Origin of the sequence: Embleya sp. AB8 (genome assembly GCF_049739465.1) — a bacterium.
Lineage (GTDB): Bacteria > Actinomycetota > Actinomycetes > Streptomycetales > Streptomycetaceae > Embleya.
In genome coordinates this window covers 310,653-334,007 of sequence record NZ_JBMHHY010000008.1, presented here as the reverse complement: position 1 = coordinate 334,007, position 23,355 = coordinate 310,653, and the positions used below count along the sequence as shown (strand labels likewise).

The following is a 23,355-nucleotide window of genomic DNA, read 5'->3' as shown; positions in this document are numbered from 1 at the left end:
GGCGGTCGCTCGTCGGCGGGATGCCGGGGCTCGGTGGTCCCGGCAGGAACCCCTCGCTCGGCCCGGTCGGCACCGGTTCGCCGTCCGCGTCGGCTCCCGTCGCACGAAGGGAATCACCCATGAGGTTTCGTCGGAACAAGCACCGAATAGGGCGGCTGGTCGGGGCACTTGCCCTCCTGCTGCTGCCCGCCACGGCGCAGCTCACGGTGTCCACCCCGGCCGCGTACGCCGTGGACACCACCAAGGGCTCCGCCGGCGTCTGCCCGGACGGCAACGGGGTGACCGTGGTCGTCGATTTCCAGGAACTCGGCGGCACCACGCTGGTGCGCTGCGCGCCCGGCGACCAGGCCACCGGTCTCGCCGCGCTCAAGAACGCCGGTTTCCAGATCCAGGGCACCAATCGCTGGGGCGAGGCATTCATCTGCCGGATCGAGGGCAAGCCCGGCACGGACACCGAGCCGTGCGTCAACACCCCGCCCGCATCGGCGTATTGGTCCTACTGGTGGGCGCCGAACAACGGCACCTGGACGTACAGCTCGTGGGGCGCGACCAACCGCAAGCCCCCGCTGGGCAGTTTCGAGGGCTGGTCGTTCTCCAAGGACAAGACCGACAGCACCAACCCGCCGCCGCGGGTGGCCCCCACACGCCCGTAGGGCCGGCTCGGGCGCGACATCGGACCCGGGGGAGGGAGGGTGGTCCTCGGCTCCGCGTCCGCGTTCGTTCCGCCGGACCACGACCGACCCGAACGACCCGGGCGACCCGGGCGACCCGGGCGATCCCGTCGGAACGAACGCGGCAATCCACTCCCGCACGCCCGCTCGATCGCCGCGACCGGCGGCGTCCGTGTGTCGTCCGCATGCCGCCCGCGTCGATTCACCGTCCACACGTTGAACTCGCCTCCCGAACGCACCGGCGGCCGACTGGTGCCGCGCCCGGCAACGTTTGCCCCGGCGCGGTGTTCGGTGCGGTGCCTCGGTGCGCCGCCGGAACGTCCTCGCACTTGGAGTACTCGGATGTTTCGGCGGTGCGGCGAGGGGCCGTGCCGGGCGCCGTGACGGGGTGAACGTCGCCGGGCGCGGCACTAGGCTGGGGAACGCAGTCGGTTCGCCCTGCCCGCCAGGCAGGCGCGTCGCAAGAGGGAACCCGGTGTGAATCCGGGACTGCCCCGCAGCGGTGAGTGGGAACGACCGCCGTCAACAGCACTGGACCCGAGCCGGGTCCGGGAAGCGACGGTCAGTAGGAGTCCGCCTTCTCGGTGGACGCGCCCACGAGTCCGAAGACCTGCCACTGCCCGTGCGCCACCGATGCGCACGGTGATCTCGGTGACCTCGTGGGCGGGTCGGCGGACATTCCGGTGGGACACGGGCGCGAGAGTGCGCCGACGTGCCCCGCCTGGTGTGCCATCACTTCGCGCCTTCGATCCGTCCCGGGATCTCGGAGACAGCTCGCGAAGGAGAGTTCCGTGACCACCAAGTCCGCAGCCGCGGCAACCCGCGCCACCGTGTACGGCTACCCCCGACAGGGCCCGCACCGGGAGTTGAAGAAGGCCGTCGAGGGCTACTGGGCAGGCAGGATCGACGCCGACGCGCTTCGGGCCGCCTCGGTCGAACTGCGCCGGGCCAACTGGCGTCGGCTGGCCGACGCCGGGATCCACGAGGTGCCCACCGGCGATTTCTCGCTCTACGACCACGTCCTGGACACCACCGTGCTGGTCGGCGCGATCCCGACCCGACACCGCGCCGCCGTCGACGCGGACGCCCTGGCCGGCTACTTCGCGATGGCGCGGGGCACCCGGGACGTGGCTCCGCTGGAGATGACCAAGTGGTTCGACACCAACTACCACTACCTGGTCCCCGAACTCGGCCCCGACACCACCTTCTCGGCGAACTCCGCCAAGCCGGTCACCGAGTTCGCGGAGGCCGTCGCGCTGGGCCTGACCGCCCGCCCGGTGCTGGTCGGCCCGATCACCTATCTCCTGCTGGCCAAGCCCGCGCCCGGGGTGTCGGCCGACTTCGAGCCGCTCACCCTGCTGGATCGGCTGCTGCCGGTGTACGCGCAGGTGCTCGCGGACCTGCGCGCCGCCGGCGCCGAGTGGGTACAACTGGACGAACCCGCGCTGGTCCAGGACCGCAGCTTCGCCGAGCTGAACGCCGCGTCCCGCGCGTATCGCGACCTCGGCGGCCTGGTCGACCGGCCCAAGCTGCTGGTCGCCTCGTACTTCGACCGCCTGGGCGAGGCGCTGCCGATCCTGGCCAAGGCCCCGATCGAGGGGCTCGCCCTGGACTTCACCGGCCCGGCCGCCGCCAACCTGGACGCCCTCGCCGCCGTCGGCGGACTGCCCGGGAAACGGCTGGTCGCCGGTGTCGTCGACGGCCGTAATGTGTGGATCAACGACCTCGGCAGGTCGCTGGCCACCCTCGGCACCCTGCTGGGCCTGGCCGACCGCGTCGACGTCGCCGCGTCCTGCTCGCTGTTGCACGTACCGCTGGACGCCGACGCCGAGCGCGACATCGACCCGCAGATCGCCCGCCTGCTCGCCTTCGCCCGGCAGAAGACCGAGGAGATCGTCACCCTGGCCCGCGGCCTCGGCCAGGGCACCGACACGATCGCTGCCCACCTCGCCGCCAACCGCACCGACCTGGCCGCCCGCAAGGCCTCCGCACTCACCCGCGACCCCGCCGTACGCGCCCGGACCGCCGCGGTCACCGCCGCCGACGGCCGGCGCAGTCGGCCCTACCCCGAACGGGCCGCGGCCCAACGCGCGCACCTGGGCCTGCCGTTGTTGCCCACGACCACCATCGGCTCCTTCCCGCAGACCGCCGAACTGCGCGCCGCCCGCGCCGAACTGCGCGCCGGACGCCTCGACGACGCGGGCTACGCCAAACGCATCGAGGCGGAGATCCGCGAGGTGATCTCCTTCCAGGAGCAGGCGGGCATCGACGTCCTGGTGCACGGCGAGGCCGAACGCAACGACATGGTCCAGTACTTCGCCGAACAGCTCACCGGCTACGCGGCCACCCGACACGGCTGGGTCCAGTCGTACGGAACGCGGTACGTACGCCCGCCGATCCTGGCCGGCGACATCTCCCGCCCCGGGCCGATGACCGTGCGCTGGACCTCGTTCGCCCAGTCGTTGTCCGATCGACCGGTCAAGGGCATGCTGACCGGCCCGGTGACCATGCTCGCGTGGTCCTTCGTCCGCGACGACCAACCACTCGGCACCACCGCCCGACAGGTCGCGCTCGCACTGCGCGACGAGGTCGACGATCTCGAAGCCGCAGGGACTTCGGTCATCCAGGTGGACGAGCCCGCGCTGCGCGAGACACTGCCGCTGCGCACTGCGGACCATGCCGCGTATCTGGCCTGGGCCACCGAGGCGTTCCGCCTGACCACCTCGGGCGTACGCGCCGAGACGCAGATCCATACCCACATGTGCTACGCGGAGTTCGGCGACATCGTGCAGGCCATCGACGACCTCGACGCCGACGTGATCAGCCTGGAGGCGGCCCGTTCCCACATGCAGGTCGCCCACGAACTCGCCGCCCACGGCTACCCGCGCGAGGCCGGTCCCGGCGTCTACGACATCCACTCCCCACGCATCCCCGACACCGACGAGGTGGCCCGCCTGCTGCGCGAGGGCCTGACCGCGATCCCCGCCGAGCGCCTGTGGGTCAACCCCGACTGCGGCCTCAAGACCCGGGGTTGGCCCGAGGTCCGTGCCTCGCTGACGAACCTGGTGACCGCGGCGCGCGAGGTCCGCAGCACCCTCTCGAACAGCACGCCCTGACGAACCCTGCCGGGGCGGGGCCCGCAAGGCCCCGCCCCGGCAACTCGTCCGCCACGCGCACGTCGACCCGAACGGCGGGCCGATCCACCACCGGGCGGACTGACATCCGGCCACACGGGGGCCCGCAGCGACGGCCCCGACAACGCGTCGGGGCGCCGTCATCGCCCGGTGGTGCGGGCCTGTTCCGCTGCGTCAGGCGGCCGTTCCGGGGCAGTGCAGCGTCGGGGCGTCGGGGCGGGCGCCGGCGGCGGTCAGGTCGGCGAAGCCGGTGCCGGCCAGGCCCAGGACCGCCTGGGCGGTGGCGCGGGTGGCGGTGGACGGGTTGAAGCCGGTCGCGTCGTAGGCGATCGCGCCTCGGGTGGCGGGTGTGGCCGAGCAGCCGACCTGGCGTTCGGTCAGGAAGTGCCGTGCGGTCAGGCCGGGGAGTACCCGCCACGAGGACAGCAGGGCCTGGCCGGCCAGTCCGGTGCTGTTGGCGTTGCCGGTCGTGGCACCGACGGTACCGAAGCCGCCGTCCGAAAGCTGGTGCGCGGCAAGCCAGTTCAGGCCGGCCGCGGCCTCCTGGGATCGGCCGGTGGCGGCCAGCGCCTGCACGCTCATCGCGGTGGAGTCCGCGTCGCTGGTGCAGGTGGGCAGGCCGTAGTTCAGCGGGAATCCGCCGTCGGCGCAGTGTGCGCCGGCCAGGAAGTCGACTGCGGCGGTGGGCACTCCGCCGGGGGTGCGGTTCAGCGCCAGGAGTGCGAGGGACTGGCTGAAGGCGTTGCTGTAGTCGCCCCATGGGGAGGTGTCGGTGAACCGGCCGGAGGGTTGTTGCAGGGAGCGCAGCCGGGCCGGGAGGTCCACGCCGCCGAACGTGGTGGGGCTCACCCCGCGGACCTCGGCGGCCAGGAGGGTTTTGGCGGTGGCGCCGGCGTAGGCGTTGGTGGCGCCGTCGCCGATGTAGCCGGACAGGATCTCCGGCCGGGCGAGCCACGTGGTGGCCTTGGCCCCGTTGTGGTCGGCGACTCCCGCGGCGGCGAAGGCGAGGATCGCGTCGATGGTCAGGCCCTGATCGGGGTAGGTCACCCCGTTGAAGGTGGTCTCGAAGCGCTCGCCGTCGACGAGTTGGCGGGCCAGCCAACCGGCCGCGGCCTGGGTGCGGTTGCCGGCGAGTACGGACGCGTCCGCGGCAGGTGTCGGGCCGGTCGTGGTGGGGGCGGCCACGGCGGTCGCCGGGATCAGGGCGGTCGCGCCGGCCAGGGCCAGTCCGCCGAGCAGCGTGGCTATCCGGCGTCCGGGTCGAGTGGTGAGCGTCATGATGACGGTGCCTTTCCGGGCCCACGGCGCGGCAGGCCCGGCGGATCCGCCGGCCGAGGCGGGCCGGCCCGAGGGCGGCACACGTTCCCGGCGCGGCGACGCGAGGGCTCCGCCCCGCGGACCACGACGGGGAATGGAGAGGAAAACGCCCCGGCGACAGGCATTCGGGCTCGCCGTCGGGAGGGACGGACCACCGCTGCGGGTCAGCGCCGGATTCACACCGGACTTCCCCTGTCGTCGGAGATGTTGCGGGCCGCCGCACCGGCGATCGGAACGAGTCGTGGCGTCCGCGAGGGGCGTCGCGAGTGTTCCACAATCCCCGGCGCGAGGACGTCCCGCACTCTACGGACCGCCCGGCGCGGGAAGAACTCCCTTTCCGGCCAACCGGTTCGCCGCTTCGCGCCGGCCCGCACCCCGGTGGTGACGAACGGCACCGTGGAGCGCATACTCGTGCTGTTGTCCGAGCGTCGGAACGTTTCGTATGCTCCGCACGCCGACCTGTGTCGACACCCTCAACTGCATAGTTCGAAACTCAGGGGAAGCCGGTCGAAATCCGGCGCTGACCCGCAACCGTAGGCGGTGGCCGACAGGCCGCCGCGAGTCGGAATACCTGGGTGCGTACGAATTGAAGGCTCCAGCTGTCGTGGACTACACGCTGAGGCCCGGACGCCCGTCCGACGCCCCGCGTCGGCCGGCTCCCGGGACGCGTTGGTCTCGGAAGGGTTCCACCGATGTCCTGGCTCACCGTGCGAACCACCGGCGCCGTCGCGGTCTGCGGCGCGGTGCTCGTCGCCGCCTCCCCCGTCTTCTCCGCGTCGGCCGACGCCGCGAATCCCCATGCCGCCGAGGCCTCGGCGGCGGCGAAGTGGCAGGCCGGGGAACTGGTCGGCGGTGCCATCCCCGGGTTCTCCCGCTCCGACTGGGGCCTGACCATCGACACGATGATGGCGTTGGCGGCCACCCGCTCCCAACCGGCCGCGCTCCGCGCCGCGGCCGACGCGGTGGCCGCGAACGTACGCACGTACAACAGCGCCGAGGAATGGGGCATGCCCGGCTCGCGGATCGCCGGCGCCACCGCGAAGGTACTCTTCGCCGCCGTGGTCGCCGACCGCGATCCGACCGGGTTCGGCGGCTTCGACCTGCGCGCCGAGACGCTCGACCTGATCGCGGGAGCCGACGCCGGCGACGACGTGGGCCGGATCCGGGACAAGCTCACCGGCAGCCCCGACTCCAGCAACGCCTTCGGCCAGTCGCTCGCCGTCCTCGGCCTGGCCCGCAGCGGCGGAGTGCCGCAATCCGCCGTGGACTTCCTGCTCAAGCAGCAGTGCCCAAGCGGCGGATTCCGGCTGTTCCCGGGCCAGTTGGGCAGCAGCGGCGCGACCTGCCAGGACACTCCCACCACCGTGCTCGACCCGGACTCCACCGCGATGGCCGTGCAGGCGCTGCTGTCCGCGGCGGCCGAGAGCCACTCGGCCGGCGCCGCGACCGCCGCCAAGAAGGGCGCGGACTGGCTCAAGTCCAAGCAACGCGCCGACGGTTCGTTCGGCGGCTCGGGCCCCACGGCGGCATCGAACACCAACAGCACCGGCCTGGCCGGTCAGGCCCTGCACGCCGCCGGCTACCGGGCCGAGTCGGAGCGGGCCGCCGTGTGGGTGGCCAAGCACCAGATCACCAAGGACAACGCGGGCGCCGCCGACAAGGAGATCGGCACCATCGCCTACAACGACGAAGCCCTCGCCTCGGCCAGGACCGACGGCATCCCGGACTTCCAACGCGACCAGTGGCGCCGCGCCACCCCGCAGGCGCTGCTTGCGCTGGCCGATGTCTCGCTGGGTGACCTGGGCAAGGCCCCGACCGAGCCGACGCACACCACCTCGACCTCGCCCGAGCCGACCGACTCCGGCACCCCCAAGCCCACCGGATCGCCCGGCCACAGCGCGTCCACGCCGCCGTCCACGACACCTTCCACCGCGCTCACCCAGACCGCGAGTGCGTCGATCACCGCGTCCGCGACGGACACCGCCGGCGCCGGCACCGGTGGCTCCGGTACCAGTGGTTCCGGGTCGGGCGGCGGAAGCACCTCGGGCAGTGGCGGCACCGCGAACGGCGGCGGCGGAAACCTGGCCAGGACCGGCGCCGAGATCGGCGGACTGCTCATGTTGTCCGCCGGATTGGTCGGCACCGGCTTCGCCGTCCGCGCCGGCGCGCGTCGCAGGAACGGAACGCACACGTGAGGCGCCCCGGGCGCGCCGGCCGAATCGCCCGCCTGGTCACCGCACTTGCCCTGCTCGCGCTGTCCCTCACCGGCGGGCTCACGGTGGTCGCGCCGGCCGCACACGCGGTCGACACCTCGAAGGGCACGCCCGGCTACTGCCCGGACGGCAACGGCGTGACGGTGGTCATCGACTTCCAGGAGCTCGGCGGCACCACCATCGTGCGCTGCGCACGCGGGGACCAGGCCACCGGCCACGCCGCGCTGAAGAACGCGGGCATCGAGATAGCCGGCGTGGCCCGCTGGGGCGAGGCATTCATCTGCCGGATCGAGGGCAAGCCAGGGGCCAACTCCGAGCCGTGCATCGACACGCCGCCGGCCAGTGCGTACTGGTCGTACTGGCATGCGCCCAACGGCGGTTCGTGGACGTACAGCCAGTGGGGCGTGCTGAACCGCAAACCCCCGCTCGGCAGCTTCGAAGGCTGGTCGTTCGCCAAGAACAAGACCGAGACCACCAACCCGCCACCGCGCGTGGCACCGGCCCGCCCGGCGACGCCCACCCCGCCGAATCCGCCTCGGACGGACAATCCGCAACCACCGTCCGGCAACGGCACCAACGGCACGTCCACCGGCGGTGGCGCGACCTCGGCCGGCAGTGGTGGCAGCCGGGCCGCCGACGGCGGATCCACCACCTCCGGTGCGAGTACGGCCGGCAACACGGGCACCACGTCGGCGGGTTCGACGGCCGCGACCTCGGGGACCGATCCCCTCGCCCCCGGGCCGGGTGTCGCCGGCAACCCGATGGAACCGGGGCAGCCCATCGAGAGCACCACCCCCTCGGCCCCGCCGGCCTCGGCCGAGACGTCCGCGACCGCCGCCGCCGAGCCGGGCTCACCCGGCCCCGCCGGCCGGCCCTCCGGGGTCACTCCGCAGGGTCAAACCTGGACCGGCGGCGAGGAGTTGGCGACCAGGCGCCCCGACGGGATCCCGACCACGACCATCCTCGGGATCGCCCTGCTCGTGGCGATCTGCGCGGCGGCCGGGTTCGCCACCTGGCGTCGGCGCAAGCGCACCGGCGGGTCGGATTGAGCGTGCCCCGGACGCGGCGACTGCCGGCCGCCGTCGCGTCCCGGCGCGGCGGCGGCCGGTTGCCGCGCCCCCTGCATCCGGGCGCGTGGTGGTTGTGGGCGCTCGGCCTGGCCACCGCCGCCAGTCGCACCACCAACCCGCTGCTGCTCGCGCTGCTCCTGGCCGTGGCCGGATTCGTGGTCGCGAACCGGCGCGGCGACGCGCCGTGGGCACTGGCCTTTCGCATGTACCTGTTCCTGGGCCTGTTCATCATCGTGATGCGCGTGTTGTTCCGGATCGTCTTCGGCGCGGGAGCCGCCGGCAGTCATGTGCTCGTCGACCTGCCGGAGATCCCGCTGCCCGCATGGGCGGCGGGGATCCACCTGTTCGGCCCGGTGGCCCTGGAGCACGTGCTCGGCGGGTTCTACGACGGCCTGCGGCTGGCCACGATGATCGTGTGCCTGGGCGCGGCCAACGCCCTCGCGAGCCCCAAGCGCATGCTCAAGGCGGTACCGGCGGCGCTGTACGAGGTGGGCGCGGCCGTCGTGGTCGCCCTCTCCGTCGCGCCGCAGCTGATCGAGAGTGTGCATCGGGTGCGCCGGGCCCGGCGGTTGCGCGGCGGCGCGCAGCAGGGCATGCGGGCGCTGCGCTCGATCGCGATCCCGGTACTCCAGGACGCACTGGACCGCTCACTCGCACTGGCCGCCGCGATGGACTCGCGCGGCTACGGCCGCAACCGGCACCTGCCGCGCACGATCCGACTGCTGACCGGCGTACTGACGCTGGTGGGCCTGATCGGGGTCTGTGTGGGGGTGTACGCGCTGCTCGACGGCAGCACCCCGCGCTACCTGGGCGCCACCATGCTGCCCGGCGGCCTGGTGATCGCCGGCATCGGCTTCGTCCTCACCGGCCGCCGGATCAACCGCAGCGTCTATCTCCCGGACCGCTGGCGCCTGCCCGAATTCGCGGTCGCCGCCTGCGGGTTGGGCACCGGCGCGCTGCTCTACCTGACCAGCCGGATCGACGCCGGCAACCTCTACCCGTCGCTGAGCCCGCTCGCCTGGCCCGAGTTGGCCCCGCTGCCGGTGCTCGCGCTGGCCGTGGGTGTCCTGCCCGCGTGGCTGGCGCCACCACCCCCGCTCGCCGCGCCCCGCCCGGGCGACACCGGGCCCGACTGCGGCGCACGGCAGAACACGCCGGCCACCGGCTCGTCCGATACCGATACCGATACCGGCACCAATACCGGTACCGGTACCACGCTCAGGGAGAAGTCCGTCCGGTGATCCGATTCCGTGACGTCACCATCACCTACGCCGACGCCCCGGCTCCCGCCCTGCGCAACGTCGAACTCGAGATCCCCGAAGGTGAGTTGTGCCTGGTCGTGGGCCGCACCGGCGCGGGCAAGTCGACCCTCCTGGGCGCCGTAAACGGCCTGGTGCCGCACTTCACCGGCGGCACCCTGCGCGGCAGCGTGCTCGTCGACGGCATCGACACCCGCTCGCAACCACCGCGCGAATTCGCGCACCTGGTCGGTGTGGTCGGCCAGGATCCGCTCGCGGGCTTCGTCACCGACACCGTCGAGGAGGAACTCGCCTACGGCATGGAACAGTTGGCGATCCCTTCGGCGGTGATGCGCAAGCGGGTCGAGGAGACCCTCGACCTGCTCGGCATCGCCGAACTGCGCCACCGCCCGCTGCGCACCCTCTCCGGCGGACAGCAGCAACGCGTCGCGATCGGCGCCGTGTTGACCGCGCACCCGCGCGTGCTGGTTCTGGACGAGCCGACCTCCGCACTGGACCCGACCGCCGCCGAGGACGTGTTGGCCGCGATCACCCGGCTCGTGCACGACCTGGGCATCACCACGATCGTCGCCGAGCACCGCATGGAGCGGGTGGTGCAGTACGCGGACCGGCTCGTACACCTGCCCGGCGACCGTACCGTCCGCGACGGCCCGCCCGCCGAGATCCTGGAGACCTGCGACATCGCCCCGCCGGTGGTCGAACTCGGCCGACTCGCCGGCTGGTCGCCGCTGCCGCTGTCGGTGCGCGACGCCCGCCGCCTGGCCGCGCCGCTGCGCGCCCGTCTGGCCGACCGTACGCCGCCGGCGCCGCGCCCACCCGACCCGGCGTCCCGCCCGTTGTTGACGGCGCGTCGGATCATCGTGCGCTACGGCGATGTGATCGCGGTGCGCGGCCTGGACCTGGACCTGTTCCCCGGGCGCGTCACCGCGCTGATGGGCCGCAACGGCTCCGGCAAGTCGTCGCTGCTGTGGGCCCTGCAGGGCTCCGTTCCCCGGCAGGGCGGCACGGTGGATGTCGCGGGCGAGGACCCGGGCAAGGCCGCCCCGCAGCGCGCCCGCGCCCTGGTCGGCCTGGTCCCACAGACCCCCGGCGACCTGCTCTACCTGGAGACCGTCGACGCCGAATGCGCGGAGGCCGACCGGGAATCCGGCGCCGAGGCGGGCGCGTGCCGGGCGTTGCTCGATCGCATCGCCCCCGACATCGACGGCACTCTGCACCCGCGCGACGTCTCCGAGGGACAACGCCTCGCACTCGTGCTGGCCATCCAACTCGTCGCCGCACCACGGGTGGTGCTCCTCGACGAACCCACCCGGGGCCTCGACTACCACGCGAAACGGCGCTTCGTCCACGTCGTTCGCGAACTCGCCGACGCCGGGCGGGCGATCGTGCTGGCCACGCACGACGTCGAATTCGTCGCCCAGGTCGCCGACCGGGTGCTCGTGCTGGCCGAGGGCGACCTCGTCGCGGACGGCCCGACCGCCGAAGTCGTGGTCTCCTCACCGGCGTTCGCCCCGCAGGTGGCCAAGATCCTGGCCCCGGCGGAGTGGTTGACGGTCACCGCCGTCGGTGCCGCCCTGGCCGGGGATCGGGACGCCACCCACCCCCAGTCGGACGCGCGTGAGCCGCGGTCGGACGCGCGCCGGCCCGCCGGGTCCGCCGGCGACACCGCAGGGTCCGCCGGCGACACCGCCGGGGACGCTCGCGCATCATCCGCCGGAGACAGAGAGGCCACCGGATGACCACGGCCCCGGAATCGACCAAACGCGGCAACGCCATCCGGATCACCCCGCGCACCGCGATCGTGCTCACCGTCGCCTCGATCGCCGGCCTGGCGATGTTCCTGTGGCCGCTGTTCGCCTCGCCCTCCCCCGAATCGGCCGCGCACTCGGGGGACGCGCCGCTGATCTTCGCGGTCACCCTGCCGTTCGTGGTCGCGGTCGTACTGGCCGAGCTGACCAGCGGCGGCCTCGACGCCAAGGCCCTCGCCATGCTCGGCGTACTTTCCGCCATCAACGCCGCGCTACGCCCGCTCGGCGCGGGCACGGCGGGCATCGAGACGGTGTTCTTCATGCTCGTACTCGCCGGACGGGTGTTCGGCCCCGGCTTCGGGTTCGTACTCGGCTGTACCTCGCTGTTCGCCTCGGCCCTGCTGACCGCCGGAGTCGGCCCGTGGCTGCCCTTCCAGATGCTCGCCTCGGCCTGGGTCGGCCTCGGCGCGGGCCTGTTGCCACGGCGGGTCCGCGGCCGGCGCGAGATCGTCATGCTGGCCGGCTACGGGGTATTCGCGGCGTACGCCTTCGGCTTCCTGATGAACATGTGGTTCTGGCCGTTCCTCGCCGACTCCGAAAGCATGGTCGGCCCCGCGTTCGTACCCGGCGACGGCATCCTGAACAACCTGCACCGCTTCGTCGTCTTCACGATGCTCACCTCCACCTTCGGCTGGGACACCGGCCGCGCGATCACCAACTGCATCGCCATCGTGCTGGTCGGCCCCGCAGTCCTGGCCGCCCTACGCCGCGCCTCCCGAAAGGCAGCCTTCGAAGCCCCGATCACCTTCGAACCGGCCCAACCACCCGCCGCCCCCACACAGACCGGCACCGCGGCATCAACCCGACAGGCAAAGCTCACACCGTAAACCCGATCCTCGGGAGCGGAGCGAAACGGAACGGAACGCGGAGCGGTTGCCGAGCCTGCGACCGATGGACGACCGGCCCCACATGCCAACCGCATGTGAAACGCCCCTTCGTCGTCCCGAGTAGCGATGTCGACAGGACCGGCAACCGCCTTGCCTCGAGGCTCGAACGTTGTGGCCGCAGCTCGAAAGGCCCGGCCGGAAGGTCCGGTCAGAAGGTCCGGTCGGTATGCCAGTCGGCGCGGAGGCCGGGGTTGCCCACGACGTATGTGACGCCGGTCAATTGCCGGTTGGCAGTCAAGGAGCCCGTGTACCTGCCCAGGATTCCGTTCGGCCAACGGATGGTGAAGGCGATGGTGTTGTCTTTCACCGCGCCGCTCAGGACCCTGCCGACACCGCCGCTGTAGGACGCGCTTCCGATGAGGTTGCCGCCGCGACTCTGCCTCAGATGGACCGTGACGGTGAAGCCGTTGCTCTGGACGAGTTGCCAGGTGCCACCGGCGTAGAAGCCCGGCGCGAGGGTCGACGATGCCGGCGACGCGGACTGCGGGGTGTGGGCAGGCGTGGCACCGGCGGTCGGGGCCAGGGCGCCACCGCCGATGCCCAGGGTGAGGGCAACGGCGGTGGCGGCAAGTTTGGTGCGCATGCGAGATCCTTTCGTTGGCAATGCCGGTCGAAGGAGGTGCGATGCCGCGCCGAAGGTCCAAGCGGTCCGTACAGCATGTCGGACGGCGAAAACGCGGCCACCGCACGACCGCCAGTCTCCTCCCGGGCTCCCCACCGTGTCGTGCTCCGGTCCACTGAGTGGACCGGAGGCCGTGCGGCGCTGCTCCCCACGACCCGGCCGGTAACCCGTAAGCCGACGGCTCGCAGAGGTCGCATCGGAAACCATTTCAACGTCAACTTCACCTTGCTGTCACGCACTTGCCACATCCACTCTAGGCTTCGGCCAACGAGGCGGGCCACGGCAGATCCGTGGGATTACCCGCAGGGTCGCACTTCGGGCCCTTTAAGACGATGAGAGCAGGTATGACACCTACCACTGAAGAGACGGACGGCGCCTTAAACGGGCCACCGGGTCGACTGCGGTCGGCTTCACACGCCCGTCGCTCCATAGGCGGCCTCGCGGCACTCGCCCTGGGGTTCGGCGGTTTGGCGTTGACGACGGCGCCGGCGTATTCGCAGACGGACGACGGTTCGGTGACGGTCCGGGTGGTGCGGGCCGTGGACACGACCGGTGTGTGGAGTCCCGTTCTGGAGCCGGGTATCGGTGGCGTGACGGTGACGCTCACCGGCGACGACGGCGGCAAGGTCACCGGGGTGACGGTCGCCGACGGCACGGTCACGTTGGCGCCCGACAAGGCCAAGCCGTCCGGCAGCGGCAAGTATCGGGTCCAGGTGGTGAATCCGAAGCCGGGCGTGCTGTTCCCGGCGTTCGCCTCGCGGCAGGGCCTGGACGGCGCGCCGAACCAGCTCAGCAGCAACGAGGAGTTCGTCGACCTCGGCGGTGGCAAGAAGGTCGCGTACACGACGGGGTTGTGGAGTCCCGGCGACTACTGCCAGAAGAACGCGCCGCTGGCCACCGCGTGCCAGCCCGCGACGAACGAACCGACGTCCCAACGTACGTTGGTGACGTTCCCCTACAACGCACGCGGCGTCAACACGAACGTGACGGACCTGGCCACGAACGCCGAGACCGGCACCCTGTATGGCATGGCGTGGAGCAAGCCCGGTAAGCGGCTGTTCAGTTCGGCAACGGCCAAGCGGGACACGACATACGGTCCCGGCGGGGCCGGTGGGATCTACGTCACCGACGTCGCGCGCAAAACGACGTCGTTGTTCACCACCGTCCCGGACGCCGGAACGTCGGCCCACGGCGCGGGCACCAGCGACGACGCCTTCCTCACCGCGGCGGGCAAGGAGAGCCTGGGCGACATCGAGGTCTCCGACGACGGCCACGACCTGTTCGTCGTCAACCTCAACAACCGCAAGCTGTACCGCTACGACGCCACCCAGCCGACCGCGACCGCGCCGGTGGCCTCCTACGCCATCCCGGACCCCGGCTGCCCCGCGCCGGGCGACTGGCGTCCGTACGGCCTCGGCCTGCAGGACGGCAACGGCTATGTCGGCGGCGTCTGCTCGGGCGAGTCGACCGGGAAGGTCTCGGACCTGCGCGCCGTGGTCCTGCCCTTCGACCCGGCGACGGGAGCCTTCGGCAAGGCGGTGCTGAACCAACCCCTGGACTATCCGCGCAAGTACTCACTCGGCACGAGTTGTCCCGGGGCGGGCTGGTTCCCGTGGTCGAACACGTTCCCGTTCACGCAGAACGGTCAGACGTGCGTGAGCGCCATGGCCAACCCGGAACCCGAGTTGGCCGACATCGCCTTCGAGACCGACGGCTCGATGCTGCTGGCGTTCCGCGATCGGTTCACCGACCGCACGACGGCGTTCCCGCGGCCCGGAGACCCCTCGACCTTCATCGCGATGGTGGCCGGTGGTGACCTGAACAAGGCGTGCCTGTCCGACGGCATGTACGTGATGGACACGAACACCGGCTGCGGGATGTCGCCGCGGGGAACCAGGTTCTTCCATGTGGGCACCATCGGGGAGGCGCATCCGAACTCGGCCTACGCCGGCCTCGCGCTGTCCAAGGTGGAGGAGTTCGTCGCGACCGCCGGTGTGGACCCCGTCGACACTCCGGTGGGCGCCGGCGTGATGTTCACCAACCGGAACGGAACGAGGCAGCCCGGTTCGGGCCTGCGGATGAACCCCGAAGGCGGCCATGCCTCGTTCGGCAAGGGTGCTTCGATGGGTGACCTGGAGGTGCTCTGCGACCAGGCGCCGCTGCAGATCGGCAACCGGGTCTGGTACGACCCCGAGCGCAAGGGCATCCAGGGCCCGAGTCAACGTCCGGTCGAGGGCGCCACCGTCAACCTCTACGACGAGTCCGGCAAGGTGGTCGGCACGACCAGGACCACCAAGCGCGGCGAGTACTACTTCGACGACTCGAACGTCACCGGCGGCCTGAAACCGAAGACCAAGTACACCATCCGGATCGACAACCCCGCCGACTACGCCAAGGGCGGGCCGCTTTACCAATGGGTGCCCACCGACGAAGGGATCGGCGACAACCGCTTCGTCGACTCCAAGGGCATCGTCCCCAAGGGCGGACGCTACCCCGAACGCGCGCTGACCACCGGCGGACCCGGCGAGAACGACCACACCTTCGACTTCGGATTCCGCCAACAGGAAGGCGCGGTACGCCTGGTCAAGAACGACCAGGACGGCAAACCCCTCGCCGGAGCGAAATTCGAACTCTGGAAGGAAACCAACGGCACCGACGGACTCCAACCCGACGGCACCACCCCCGACACGAAGATCGGCGACCCCTGCACCACCGGCACCGACGGCATCTGCACCCGCAACGTCGAACCCGGCACCTACTACTGGAAGGAAACCAACCCACCCGACGGCTACGCCCCACCCGACAAACCCGTACTCGGCCCACTCGTGCTCACCTCCGACAACCTCGACACCGGAGTCTCGGTGACGGCGGTCAACAAGCTGGTGGCCACCACACCACCCACGACACCGAGCACACCCGACACCCCGACGCCACCGGCCACCCCGGGCGGCAACCACGGCGGCTCGCCGGGCATCCTGGCCCGCACCGGCCTGAACGGAACCCTCCCCTTGGCGTTCGCCCTCTCCGCGGCGATGATCGCCCTCGGCGGCGGGGCACTCGTACTGTTCCGCAGGCGACAAACCCGGCAGCGGTAACTCCGGGCACGGCGGCCGGCGGCCGAGGTCGACCGCCGACCGACGCATTTCGGGCGGGTTCGCGGACCATCGGGTTCGCGAACCCGCCCTCTGCCTTCGACCCACGTGAGCAAAGGCATCCGCCTGCCCGGACCAAGAACGGCGACCCGCACCGCGAGTTGCCGGTGAAGCAGTTGCCGGGATCGGCAACTCCGCCGACGAGCAACCCGCGGCTGCCATCGCGACACACACGAGCACCAGCGACAGGTGCCGCAGCGGCCTCGTCCGGGGGACGGCAAATCGGGACATCGGGCGAGGGAACGGGCAGTGCGGGGGCAGGAGTTGCACGACAGGTGCGCTATCGTCTGCAATATCGCCCATGCATACCGAACCCAAAAGTCCGCAGGAGCCGGCGCGACCTGCCGCATCCGGTTTGGGACGCAGAGCCCTGCTCGCGACCGGAGCGGCGCTGGCCGCCGGAGTCGGCGCGGCGGCAGACAGCAGGACCGACAGCGGCCGGGCGCAGCGCCGTAGTGGCGCGTCCGGTGCCCCGTCGCCGGCGGCGGCGATTCCCTTCCACGGTCTGCGGCAAGCCGGCGTGACGGCGCCTCAGTTGCCCGCCACGCACATCCTGTCCTTCGACCTCGCCCCGACGTCCGTCGCCGCGGACCGCGAGACCCTGCGCAACATCCTCGCCGCGCTGACCCGCACCCTGTCCGCCGCGGCCGCCGGCACCTTCCCCGACCCGCGCCTACAGGGCGGCGCGGACACGACCCGGCTCACCTCCCTGGTGGGCATCGGTCCCGCACTCGCATCCCGGCTCGCCCTGAACGTGCCCCCCGAACTGGCCGAACTGCCGCCCCACCCCGGCGACCGCCTGGACCCGGCACGCGGCAACGGCGACATCCTGCTCCAACTGTCCGCCGCCGACCGCTGGACCTTGGCCGTCGTCGCCGAACTAGCCACCACCGCCGCACAATCCGCCGGCGCCGTCCCCCGCTGGACGCAGACCGGCTTCCTCCCCCACACCTCACCGGGCGTCACCCCCCGCAACCTCTTCGGCCTCAAGGACGGCACCGCCAACCCCGACGACACCACCGCCGAGCGATGGGTCTGGGGCCCACCCGGACCCCACCGACACGGAACCATCCTCGTCTACCGCAGAATCCGCATGGACATCCCCGCCTTCACCACACTGCCCGAGGAACGACGCAACACCATCATCGGCCGCCGCGTCACCGACGGCGTCCCCCTCACCGGCACCACCGAACACGAAGACCCCGACATCTACGCCAAGAACCCCGACGGCTCCTACCTCATCCCCGCAACCGCCCACGTCCGCCTCAGCAGCCCCCGCCTCGACACCGGCGCCCGCATGCTCCGCCGCAGCCACAGCTACGACGACGCCCCCAACGACCGCGGCCTCCTCTTCTGCGCCTTCATGCGCGACCCCGCCCTCTTCACCCGCGTCCAAAACCGCCTCGCCACCCGCGACGCACTCACCCCCTTCATCGAACACCAGGCATCAGCCGTCGCCTACGTACTACCCGGCGCCGAACCCGGCCGGATACTCGGCGAACAGCTCTGGACATGAGAGCAGGTCCCCGTCCGGGCGTCCCACCGGCAATCCGCCGAAGCCCGCGGCCGTGGCCGTCCCCCAGGGCGAACAGCCGAGCATCGAGGTCGCCATCGGCATCCGGGGCGAGTGCTCGGGGCGTTCTCCGAGGCGGCGGCAGCCAAGTACGCGAGGACTTCGCGCCGGAGACCGCGAATTGGGAAGCGGGCACTGCGCGGTTGCCGCCCCGCCGGCTCAAGTGCCGTACGCGGGGCCGGTGTTCGCACCCACCGCAGGCCGGTCCCAGGCAAGGTCGTCAGCCCGCGCGAGATGTACCCGGACACCGGGCGGACGGCCTGTCGGACTGGGAACGGTGGTATCCCCGCGCCGCCGACCTCGGTCTCCTCGGTCGTGTCAAGCACGCCGGGGTCCACGGCATGGCCACGACGGGTTCGGGGTCACCAGGGGATGACGCCGTCGTCCTCGAAGAACGAGCCGGTCGGGCCGCCGTCGGGCAGCGTGGCGAGCCGGATCGAGGTGGCTGCGCCCTGTTCGGGAGTGCGGGGTCCCTGGAATCCGGTGAAGTCGGTCGCGACCAGGCCCGGGCAGGCGGCGTTGATGAGGATGTTGGTACCGGCGAACTGCCGGGCGTACTGCACGGTGATGGCGTTGAGGTACGACTTCGACGGAGAGTAGGCCGCCATGATGGGGCCGATCTCGATGGCCGGGTCCGCCTGTCGGGTCAGGGAGGCGACGGCGCTGGAGACGTTGACGATGCGTGGCGACGTCGAGCGCCGCAGTAGGGGCAGCAGCGCGTTGGTCACCCGGATGACACCGATGACGTTGGTCTCCACGACTGTGCGGACCACGTCGAGGTCGAGCGTGGTCGGGTCCTGCGCCCACCCCGGGCCCGTCTCTCCCGAGATGCCGGCGTTGTTGACCAGGACGTCCAGGCGCCGGGCCTGACGTTCGATCAGTTGCGCGGCAGCGGTGACGCTCCGGTCGCTGGTCACGTCCAGCGGCACCCCGAATGCGTCCACCCCGGCGGCGTGCAACTTCTCGACGGCGGCCTCGCGCCGGGCCTCGTCGCGGGCTCCCAGGCCCACCCGATAGCCGAGAGCGCCCAGCCCGGCCGCGATCTCGTACCCGATTCCCTTGTTCGCGCCGGTCACCAGCGCGATCTTCTTTTCGCTCATGCCGTCGATGTTCGCTCGCGGACGAGCGGCACATCCAACACCGATACAGTGCCCTGTCATACCCGGTAGGTATCACGGAGGTGTGTGGTGGACATGGACACCTTGGAGACCCGCGAGCTGAGGTACTTCCTGGCCGTCGCGGAGGAACTGCACTTCGGCCGCGCCGCCGAACGCCTCGGCATGGCGCAGCCACCGCTGTCCCGGGCGATCCAGCAGCTCGAGCGGCGCCTCGGCGTCTCCCTGCTGGAACGCAACCGCCGCGGTGTCGCCCTGACCGGCGCCGGAGAAGTACTGCTGCACGAGGGCCGTGCAGCCCTCGACGCGACCACCGCCGCTGCTCGTCGCACCCGTCGCGCCGGTGGCGCCGATCATCCGGGTGGCCTCGGCAACCGCCTGGTGTTGGCGGTGAAGGCCGGCGCGTCGCACGAGCTGCTGCACAAGCTCCTCGACGCCTACGCGGCCGAGCCCGACGCCGCCGAGATCGAGGTGCTGCCGAGCGGGACCTGTGAGCAGGAAGAGATGTTGCGCGACGGCCGCGCCGATGTGGCGCTCATGCACGCGCCGTTCAACTCCCTCGCCGGGTTCGACAGCGAGGAACTGATGACCGAGGGGCAGATCGCCATCCTGCCCGCCGGGCACCCCCTCGCAGCGCACGAGGCTCTGTCCCTGGCCGACATCGGTGACATCCCCGATCTTCCGCTCGCCCGCTGGGCCCGCGACGGCACGTACCCACCCGGCCCCGGTCCCGAGATCCACGATCAGACGCAGCTGGCCCAGCTGATCGCCCTGGGACGCACCGCAGCCGTCTTCCCCGACTCCGCCCGCGCGTGGCTGTGGGCCGAGCACGCCGCCGTACCCCTGACCGACGCACCCCCTGTCGTCACCCACATCGCCTGGCCCGCGCACAGCCGCTCCCTCGCCCTCGCCGGGCTGATCCGCACGGCCACACGGCTATGACCCGCTCGATGCCGCCGACCGCCGCCGAGGTTGCGCCACGGCTTGCGCCACGGCTGGGGCAGATCCAGTTCCTCGTAATCGCGGAACGCCCGGACGCCCACTCCCGCCTTGTCGGCGACCTCACCGATGCGCACCCGGTCCCCTCGGTTCGGGTGGCCCGCCCGACTTGCACCTCACAGCAGCGTCAGGTTTTGGCGTAGGGGCGTCGGCGCCCGCCGAACATTCACCCACCGATCTCACGAGCGGCCGGTTCAGGCCGCGTCGAAGGGCCGGCGAGCGCAACCACGAGTTCCTCACCTCTCTCGGAGCCGTTCCCACCACCTACGGCACGGGCCTCGCGGAGCGCCTCGCCACCCTGGCTCCGAACGGTGTCGACATCGCGCTCGACACCGCGGCCTCCGGGTCCCTGGCCGATCTCGTCGCGATCGTGGGCGACCCTGCTCGCGTGGCCACGATCGCCGACCATGCCAACGCGCATCGCCTCGGTGTGCATCTGGCCAACGCGGAGAACGACTCCACACTCCTCGCCGAAGCGGGCGAACTCGGCTGGCAGGGCCGCTACACACCACGCATCGAGCGGACCTACCCACTCGAACGCATCGCGGAAGCACACACATACGCCGAGCGCGGACACACGCGAGGGAAGATCGTGGTCCGCATCCGAGGCCGATGCCCTCCGGCCGCGACCGGCCGGGGGGCATCGGCCCCGTTGCGTGGTGTCCGGGGTGCGGGCGATGCCGGCACCGACAGCAGCCTCCGCGACCACCGTGGCGGACGCGCTCGACCGCGAGTAGCCGACCTGTCGGCCCTCCTGCCATCCGGCCGCACGGCCCCGTCCTGGCCTGGGGCGCTCAGCGCGCCGCGATGCCCTGGCCCCGGTAGATCTCGTCGTAGTAGTGGATCACCAAGGGGCGGGTGAGCATCGCCTCGAAGGTGGCGGTGAAGCCGCGTGCGGTGCGCCAGGCAAGGTAGTCGGTGTAGTTGTGCGCCTCGGTCCACTGGGTCAGGCCGGTGACGTGGTCGGCGTCGCTCCGGTCGCGCAGGATGCGGATCTCCTCGCAGCCCTCGTGCTCGAGGCTCTCGCCCAGGATGTCCAACAGCAGCTTCGCGACGTCGTCGCCGCGGCCGGGCCGAGCGAAGAATTCGGCGGTGACCAGGGTGCTCATGGGATGTCCTACCTTTCAAGTTCCTTCCGCGAACGCGGTGCCGTCGCCAAAGACGTTGCGCCCTACCCCGACCGGAGAGTCAACCGCGGGTCTTCCGTTGGACCCTCCGGCACGGGGAGGGTTGATACTGGCGCCATGCACACAGGCCTGACGGTCGGCGAGTTCTCCCGGGTGAGCCATCTGAGCGTCAAGACGCTGCGGCACTACCACGACGTCGGATTGCTCGCGCCGGCCGACGTCGACCCGGGCACCGGCTACCGGTACTACTCCCTGGATCAGGTGCCCACCGCACAGGTGATCCTGCGCCTGCGCGACTTGCACATGCCCGTGGCGGACGTGAAGGCGGTGCTGGCCGCAGCGGACGTGAGTACCCGCAACGAGTTGATCAGCGCGCATCTCGCGCGACTGGAGGACCGGCTCGTGCAGGCGCAGAGCGCCGTCGAGTCGTTGCGCGAGCTGCTGTCCCGGCCGGCGCACGGGTCGACCATCGAGTACCGCACGGTCGGTGACCAGCCGGCAATCGGCATTCGCGAAGTCGTCGACCGGCCGGACGTGGTGAGCTGGTGGCAGGGCGCCCTCGGCGAGCTGCACGGCTTCGTCGCGGCCCGGGGACTGCGCCGCACCGGCCCGATGGCCGGTCTGTTCGCAAGCGAGTTGCTCCAGGACGAGCGTGGTGAGGCGCTCGTGTTCGTCCCCGTCGACGGCGATGCGCGCCCGGTCGGCCGGATCGACGCGGTTGTCGTGCCCGGCGCGGAACTCGTGGTCGCGGTCCACTGCGGACCCCTCCAGACCATCGATCTCACCTACGGTGACCTGGGCACCTACGCCGCACGCCACGAAATCGGCGTGGCCGGCCCGCTGCGCGAGTTCTACCTGCGCAGCCCCCTCGACGTGGCCGACGAGCACGACTGGGTCACCGAGGTCGGCTGGCCCATCTTCCGCTCGAACGGCTGACGCTCGAACGGCTAAGCACAGGCAATCCGGTGGAGGCGGGCAATCCGGCCCCCACGGCCCCGCAGGTGGAACCGGCCCGGCAGTTCCCGACCGCTGCCCTCGGACCTCCACCGCCGGTTGAGCGGCCCCGCCACCGGTGCTCTCATACAGGTGTCACCTGGTACAGATGTCACCTGGTTCGCGAGGGAGTCGCCATGTCCGCTCACGATTCGATCCCACCCCAGGAGGCCGCCGACCGGCTGGCCATCAGGGAACTCGTCGACGCCTACGCCCACTGCGCCGACCGTCGAGACGCCAAGGGGCAGATGGCCCTGTTCACCGAGGACACCCGCTTCCTGGTGTTCATGGATGCCTCCGCGTCCGAGCCGACCCAGGAACTGCACGGGCGCGAAGCCCTCGCGCCGGTGTTCGACAACCTCAACGCCTACCGGGCCACCACCCACTTCAACGGCCAGAACACCGTGACACTGGACGGCGACCGCGCGAGCGGCGAGAGCTACTGCCTGGCCCACCACATCTCCTACGGCGCGGACGCCGAGCGCACGATCATGATCGCGTCGATCCGCTACCTGGACCGGTTCGTCAAGCACGAAGGCGAGTGGTTCTTCGCCGAACGACGCCTGATGGTCGACTGGACCGAGACCCGCCCCAGCACTCCCTGAACCGCCCGGCCGGGGAGGCGCACGGGTCGCCGAAGCTACGCTCGATCCGCAGGTGCCCGGTGTGAAAGCTCGGTGGCACCGGTACGGATTCGAAACCCAAGGGAGGACGGGGTCGCGCAAGTCACGGGGCTGCGTTGACCCGCTCCGCGAGTTCCTTGTCCAGTGCCACTCTCACCAGCGCCGCCGCCAAGCGTGCCAGGTCGTCGTCGGCGACCAGTTCGGCCAGGGCGTCGGGTGTCCTCGGCAGGCCGACGCGGCGCGCGCCGTCGAGTGCCTTCCCGTCGAGGGTCGGGCGCAGGAACGGCCAGACCGCTTGGGCTTCGCGGCAGAAGATGCGGGCGCCGGCGGGGCCGATGCCGGGGAACGCCCGGAGGAGTTCCTCGACGCGGTCGCACTGCGTATCCGCGTCGCGGGCGAGCCGGCGCAGGTCGCCGCCGTAGCGTTCACGGACCAGGTCGGCGCACGCGCCGAGCCGGGTCGCGGTGCCCTCGTCGTAGCGCACGTAGTGCGCCCGCCCGAGCGCTTCCACCCGCTGCCGCCAGGTCAGTTCGGCCATGCCCGTGGGCGTCCGGCCGCCCGCGTCGAACAGTTCGCGCGCGGCGTGCACGGCGATCGACGCCTTGATCCGGGTGGCCGCCAGGTTGCTCAGCACCAGCAACTGCCACAGCGGTGCGGGCGTGTCCGCGAGCCGGATGCCGGCCTCTTCGGCGTATGTGGTTCCCGCCTCGGACAGCAGCACGCTCACCCGGCGGTCCCCGGTGACGGTGGTACCCATGATTCGCCTCCCGCCTCCGGCCACCCGACGGCACA

General features: G+C 71.5%; 17 protein-coding genes, 1 pseudogene and 3 riboswitches. Of the genes and pseudogenes, 13 read left to right on the top strand and 5 right to left on the bottom strand.

Features of this window, described 5'->3' with window-relative positions; all coding sequences use genetic code 11:
• The first annotated feature begins 119 nt into the window (after positions 1 to 119).
• Both ABIA38_RS14315 and metE read left to right on the top strand, forming a co-directional pair.
• Positions 120 to 653 (top strand): flagellar hook-length control protein FliK, encoded by a 534-nt coding sequence (locus ABIA38_RS14315; protein ID WP_424638969.1) that lies wholly within the window; start codon positions 120 to 122, stop codon positions 651 to 653.
• A 429-nt stretch (positions 654 to 1,082) separates the two neighbouring features.
• Positions 1,083 to 1,303: riboswitch (cobalamin riboswitch) on the top strand.
• A gap of 159 nt (positions 1,304 to 1,462) precedes the next feature.
• The gene (gene metE / locus ABIA38_RS14310) at positions 1,463 to 3,787 is read left to right on the top strand and encodes a 5-methyltetrahydropteroyltriglutamate--homocysteine S-methyltransferase (RefSeq protein ID WP_424638968.1); all 2,325 of its coding nucleotides are present in this window, start codon (positions 1,463 to 1,465) and stop codon (positions 3,785 to 3,787) included.
• A 192-nt stretch (positions 3,788 to 3,979) separates the two neighbouring features.
• Here metE and ABIA38_RS14305 read toward each other — a convergent pair whose 3' ends face one another.
• Positions 3,980 to 5,083, bottom strand: a complete 1,104-nt coding sequence (locus tag ABIA38_RS14305) for a peptidase (protein ID WP_424638967.1) — start codon at positions 5,081 to 5,083, stop codon at positions 3,980 to 3,982.
• Between the two features lie 138 nt (positions 5,084 to 5,221).
• Positions 5,222 to 5,356: riboswitch (cobalamin riboswitch) on the bottom strand.
• Positions 5,357 to 5,560: 204 nt separating this feature from the next.
• A riboswitch (cobalamin riboswitch) is annotated at positions 5,561 to 5,715 on the top strand.
• 99 nt (positions 5,716 to 5,814) lie between these two features.
• Here ABIA38_RS14305 and ABIA38_RS14300 point away from each other — a divergent pair.
• From ABIA38_RS14300 to ABIA38_RS14280, 5 genes are read left to right on the top strand one after another with little or no spacing between them, the layout of a single operon-like run.
• On the top strand, positions 5,815 to 7,317 hold the full coding sequence (locus ABIA38_RS14300) for a prenyltransferase/squalene oxidase repeat-containing protein (RefSeq protein WP_424638966.1): 1,503 nt from the start codon (positions 5,815 to 5,817) through the stop codon (positions 7,315 to 7,317).
• The gene (locus tag ABIA38_RS14295; protein WP_424638965.1) at positions 7,314 to 8,384 is read left to right on the top strand and encodes a hypothetical protein; all 1,071 of its coding nucleotides are present in this window, start codon (positions 7,314 to 7,316) and stop codon (positions 8,382 to 8,384) included. Before ABIA38_RS14300 ends, ABIA38_RS14295 begins: the two co-directional genes overlap by 4 nt.
• Positions 8,385 to 8,386: 2 nt before the next feature.
• Positions 8,387 to 9,646: a CbiQ family ECF transporter T component gene (locus tag ABIA38_RS14290; protein ID WP_424638964.1), complete on the top strand. Its 1,260-nt coding sequence runs from the start codon at positions 8,387 to 8,389 to the stop codon at positions 9,644 to 9,646.
• The gene (locus tag ABIA38_RS14285) at positions 9,643 to 11,403 is read left to right on the top strand and encodes an ABC transporter ATP-binding protein (protein WP_424638963.1); all 1,761 of its coding nucleotides are present in this window, start codon (positions 9,643 to 9,645) and stop codon (positions 11,401 to 11,403) included. Before ABIA38_RS14290 ends, ABIA38_RS14285 begins: the two co-directional genes overlap by 4 nt.
• The gene (locus ABIA38_RS14280) at positions 11,400 to 12,299 is read left to right on the top strand and encodes an ECF transporter S component (protein ID WP_424638962.1); all 900 of its coding nucleotides are present in this window, start codon (positions 11,400 to 11,402) and stop codon (positions 12,297 to 12,299) included. The genes ABIA38_RS14285 and ABIA38_RS14280 overlap by 4 nt, the downstream gene beginning before the upstream one ends.
• Positions 12,300 to 12,507: 208 nt before the next feature.
• Here the strand turns inward: ABIA38_RS14280 and ABIA38_RS14275 are convergent, their stop codons facing one another.
• The gene (locus ABIA38_RS14275) at positions 12,508 to 12,942 is read right to left on the bottom strand and encodes a hypothetical protein (protein WP_424638961.1); all 435 of its coding nucleotides are present in this window, start codon (positions 12,940 to 12,942) and stop codon (positions 12,508 to 12,510) included.
• Positions 12,943 to 13,325: 383 nt separating this feature from the next.
• Between ABIA38_RS14275 and ABIA38_RS14270 the strand changes: the two genes are divergently transcribed.
• A complete protein-coding gene (locus ABIA38_RS14270) occupies positions 13,326 to 16,076 on the top strand; it encodes an SdrD B-like domain-containing protein (RefSeq protein WP_424638960.1) in 2,751 nt (916 codons plus the stop codon).
• A gap of 358 nt (positions 16,077 to 16,434) precedes the next feature.
• Complete coding sequence (locus ABIA38_RS14265; protein ID WP_424638959.1) at positions 16,435 to 17,649, top strand: Dyp-type peroxidase; 1,215 nt, start codon at positions 16,435 to 16,437, stop codon at positions 17,647 to 17,649.
• 419 nt (positions 17,650 to 18,068) lie between these two features.
• Here ABIA38_RS14265 and ABIA38_RS14260 read toward each other — a convergent pair whose 3' ends face one another.
• Positions 18,069 to 18,806, bottom strand: coding sequence for an SDR family oxidoreductase (locus tag ABIA38_RS14260; RefSeq protein ID WP_424638958.1), 738 nt, complete (start codon positions 18,804 to 18,806; stop codon positions 18,069 to 18,071).
• 93 nt (positions 18,807 to 18,899) lie between these two features.
• Here ABIA38_RS14260 and ABIA38_RS14255 point away from each other — a divergent pair, with 93 nt between their 5' ends.
• A complete protein-coding gene (locus tag ABIA38_RS14255; RefSeq protein WP_424638957.1) occupies positions 18,900 to 19,763 on the top strand; it encodes a LysR family transcriptional regulator in 864 nt (287 codons plus the stop codon).
• 268 nt (positions 19,764 to 20,031) lie between these two features.
• Positions 20,032 to 20,424: pseudogene (locus ABIA38_RS14250) on the top strand (zinc-binding dehydrogenase); the annotation flags it as partial.
• 190 nt (positions 20,425 to 20,614) lie between these two features.
• Here ABIA38_RS14250 and ABIA38_RS14245 read toward each other — a convergent pair.
• Positions 20,615 to 20,929, bottom strand: coding sequence for a putative quinol monooxygenase (locus ABIA38_RS14245; protein WP_424638956.1), 315 nt, complete (start codon positions 20,927 to 20,929; stop codon positions 20,615 to 20,617).
• 135 nt (positions 20,930 to 21,064) lie between these two features.
• Here ABIA38_RS14245 and ABIA38_RS14240 point away from each other — a divergent pair, with 135 nt between their 5' ends.
• On the top strand, positions 21,065 to 21,883 hold the full coding sequence (locus tag ABIA38_RS14240) for a MerR family transcriptional regulator (protein WP_424638955.1): 819 nt from the start codon (positions 21,065 to 21,067) through the stop codon (positions 21,881 to 21,883).
• 194 nt (positions 21,884 to 22,077) lie between these two features.
• A complete protein-coding gene (locus ABIA38_RS14235; protein ID WP_424638954.1) occupies positions 22,078 to 22,545 on the top strand; it encodes a nuclear transport factor 2 family protein in 468 nt (155 codons plus the stop codon).
• 121 nt (positions 22,546 to 22,666) lie between these two features.
• Here ABIA38_RS14235 and ABIA38_RS14230 read toward each other — a convergent pair whose 3' ends face one another.
• Positions 22,667 to 23,320 (bottom strand): endonuclease, encoded by a 654-nt coding sequence (locus tag ABIA38_RS14230; protein ID WP_424638953.1) that lies wholly within the window; start codon positions 23,318 to 23,320, stop codon positions 22,667 to 22,669.
• Positions 23,321 to 23,355 lie beyond the last annotated feature (35 nt).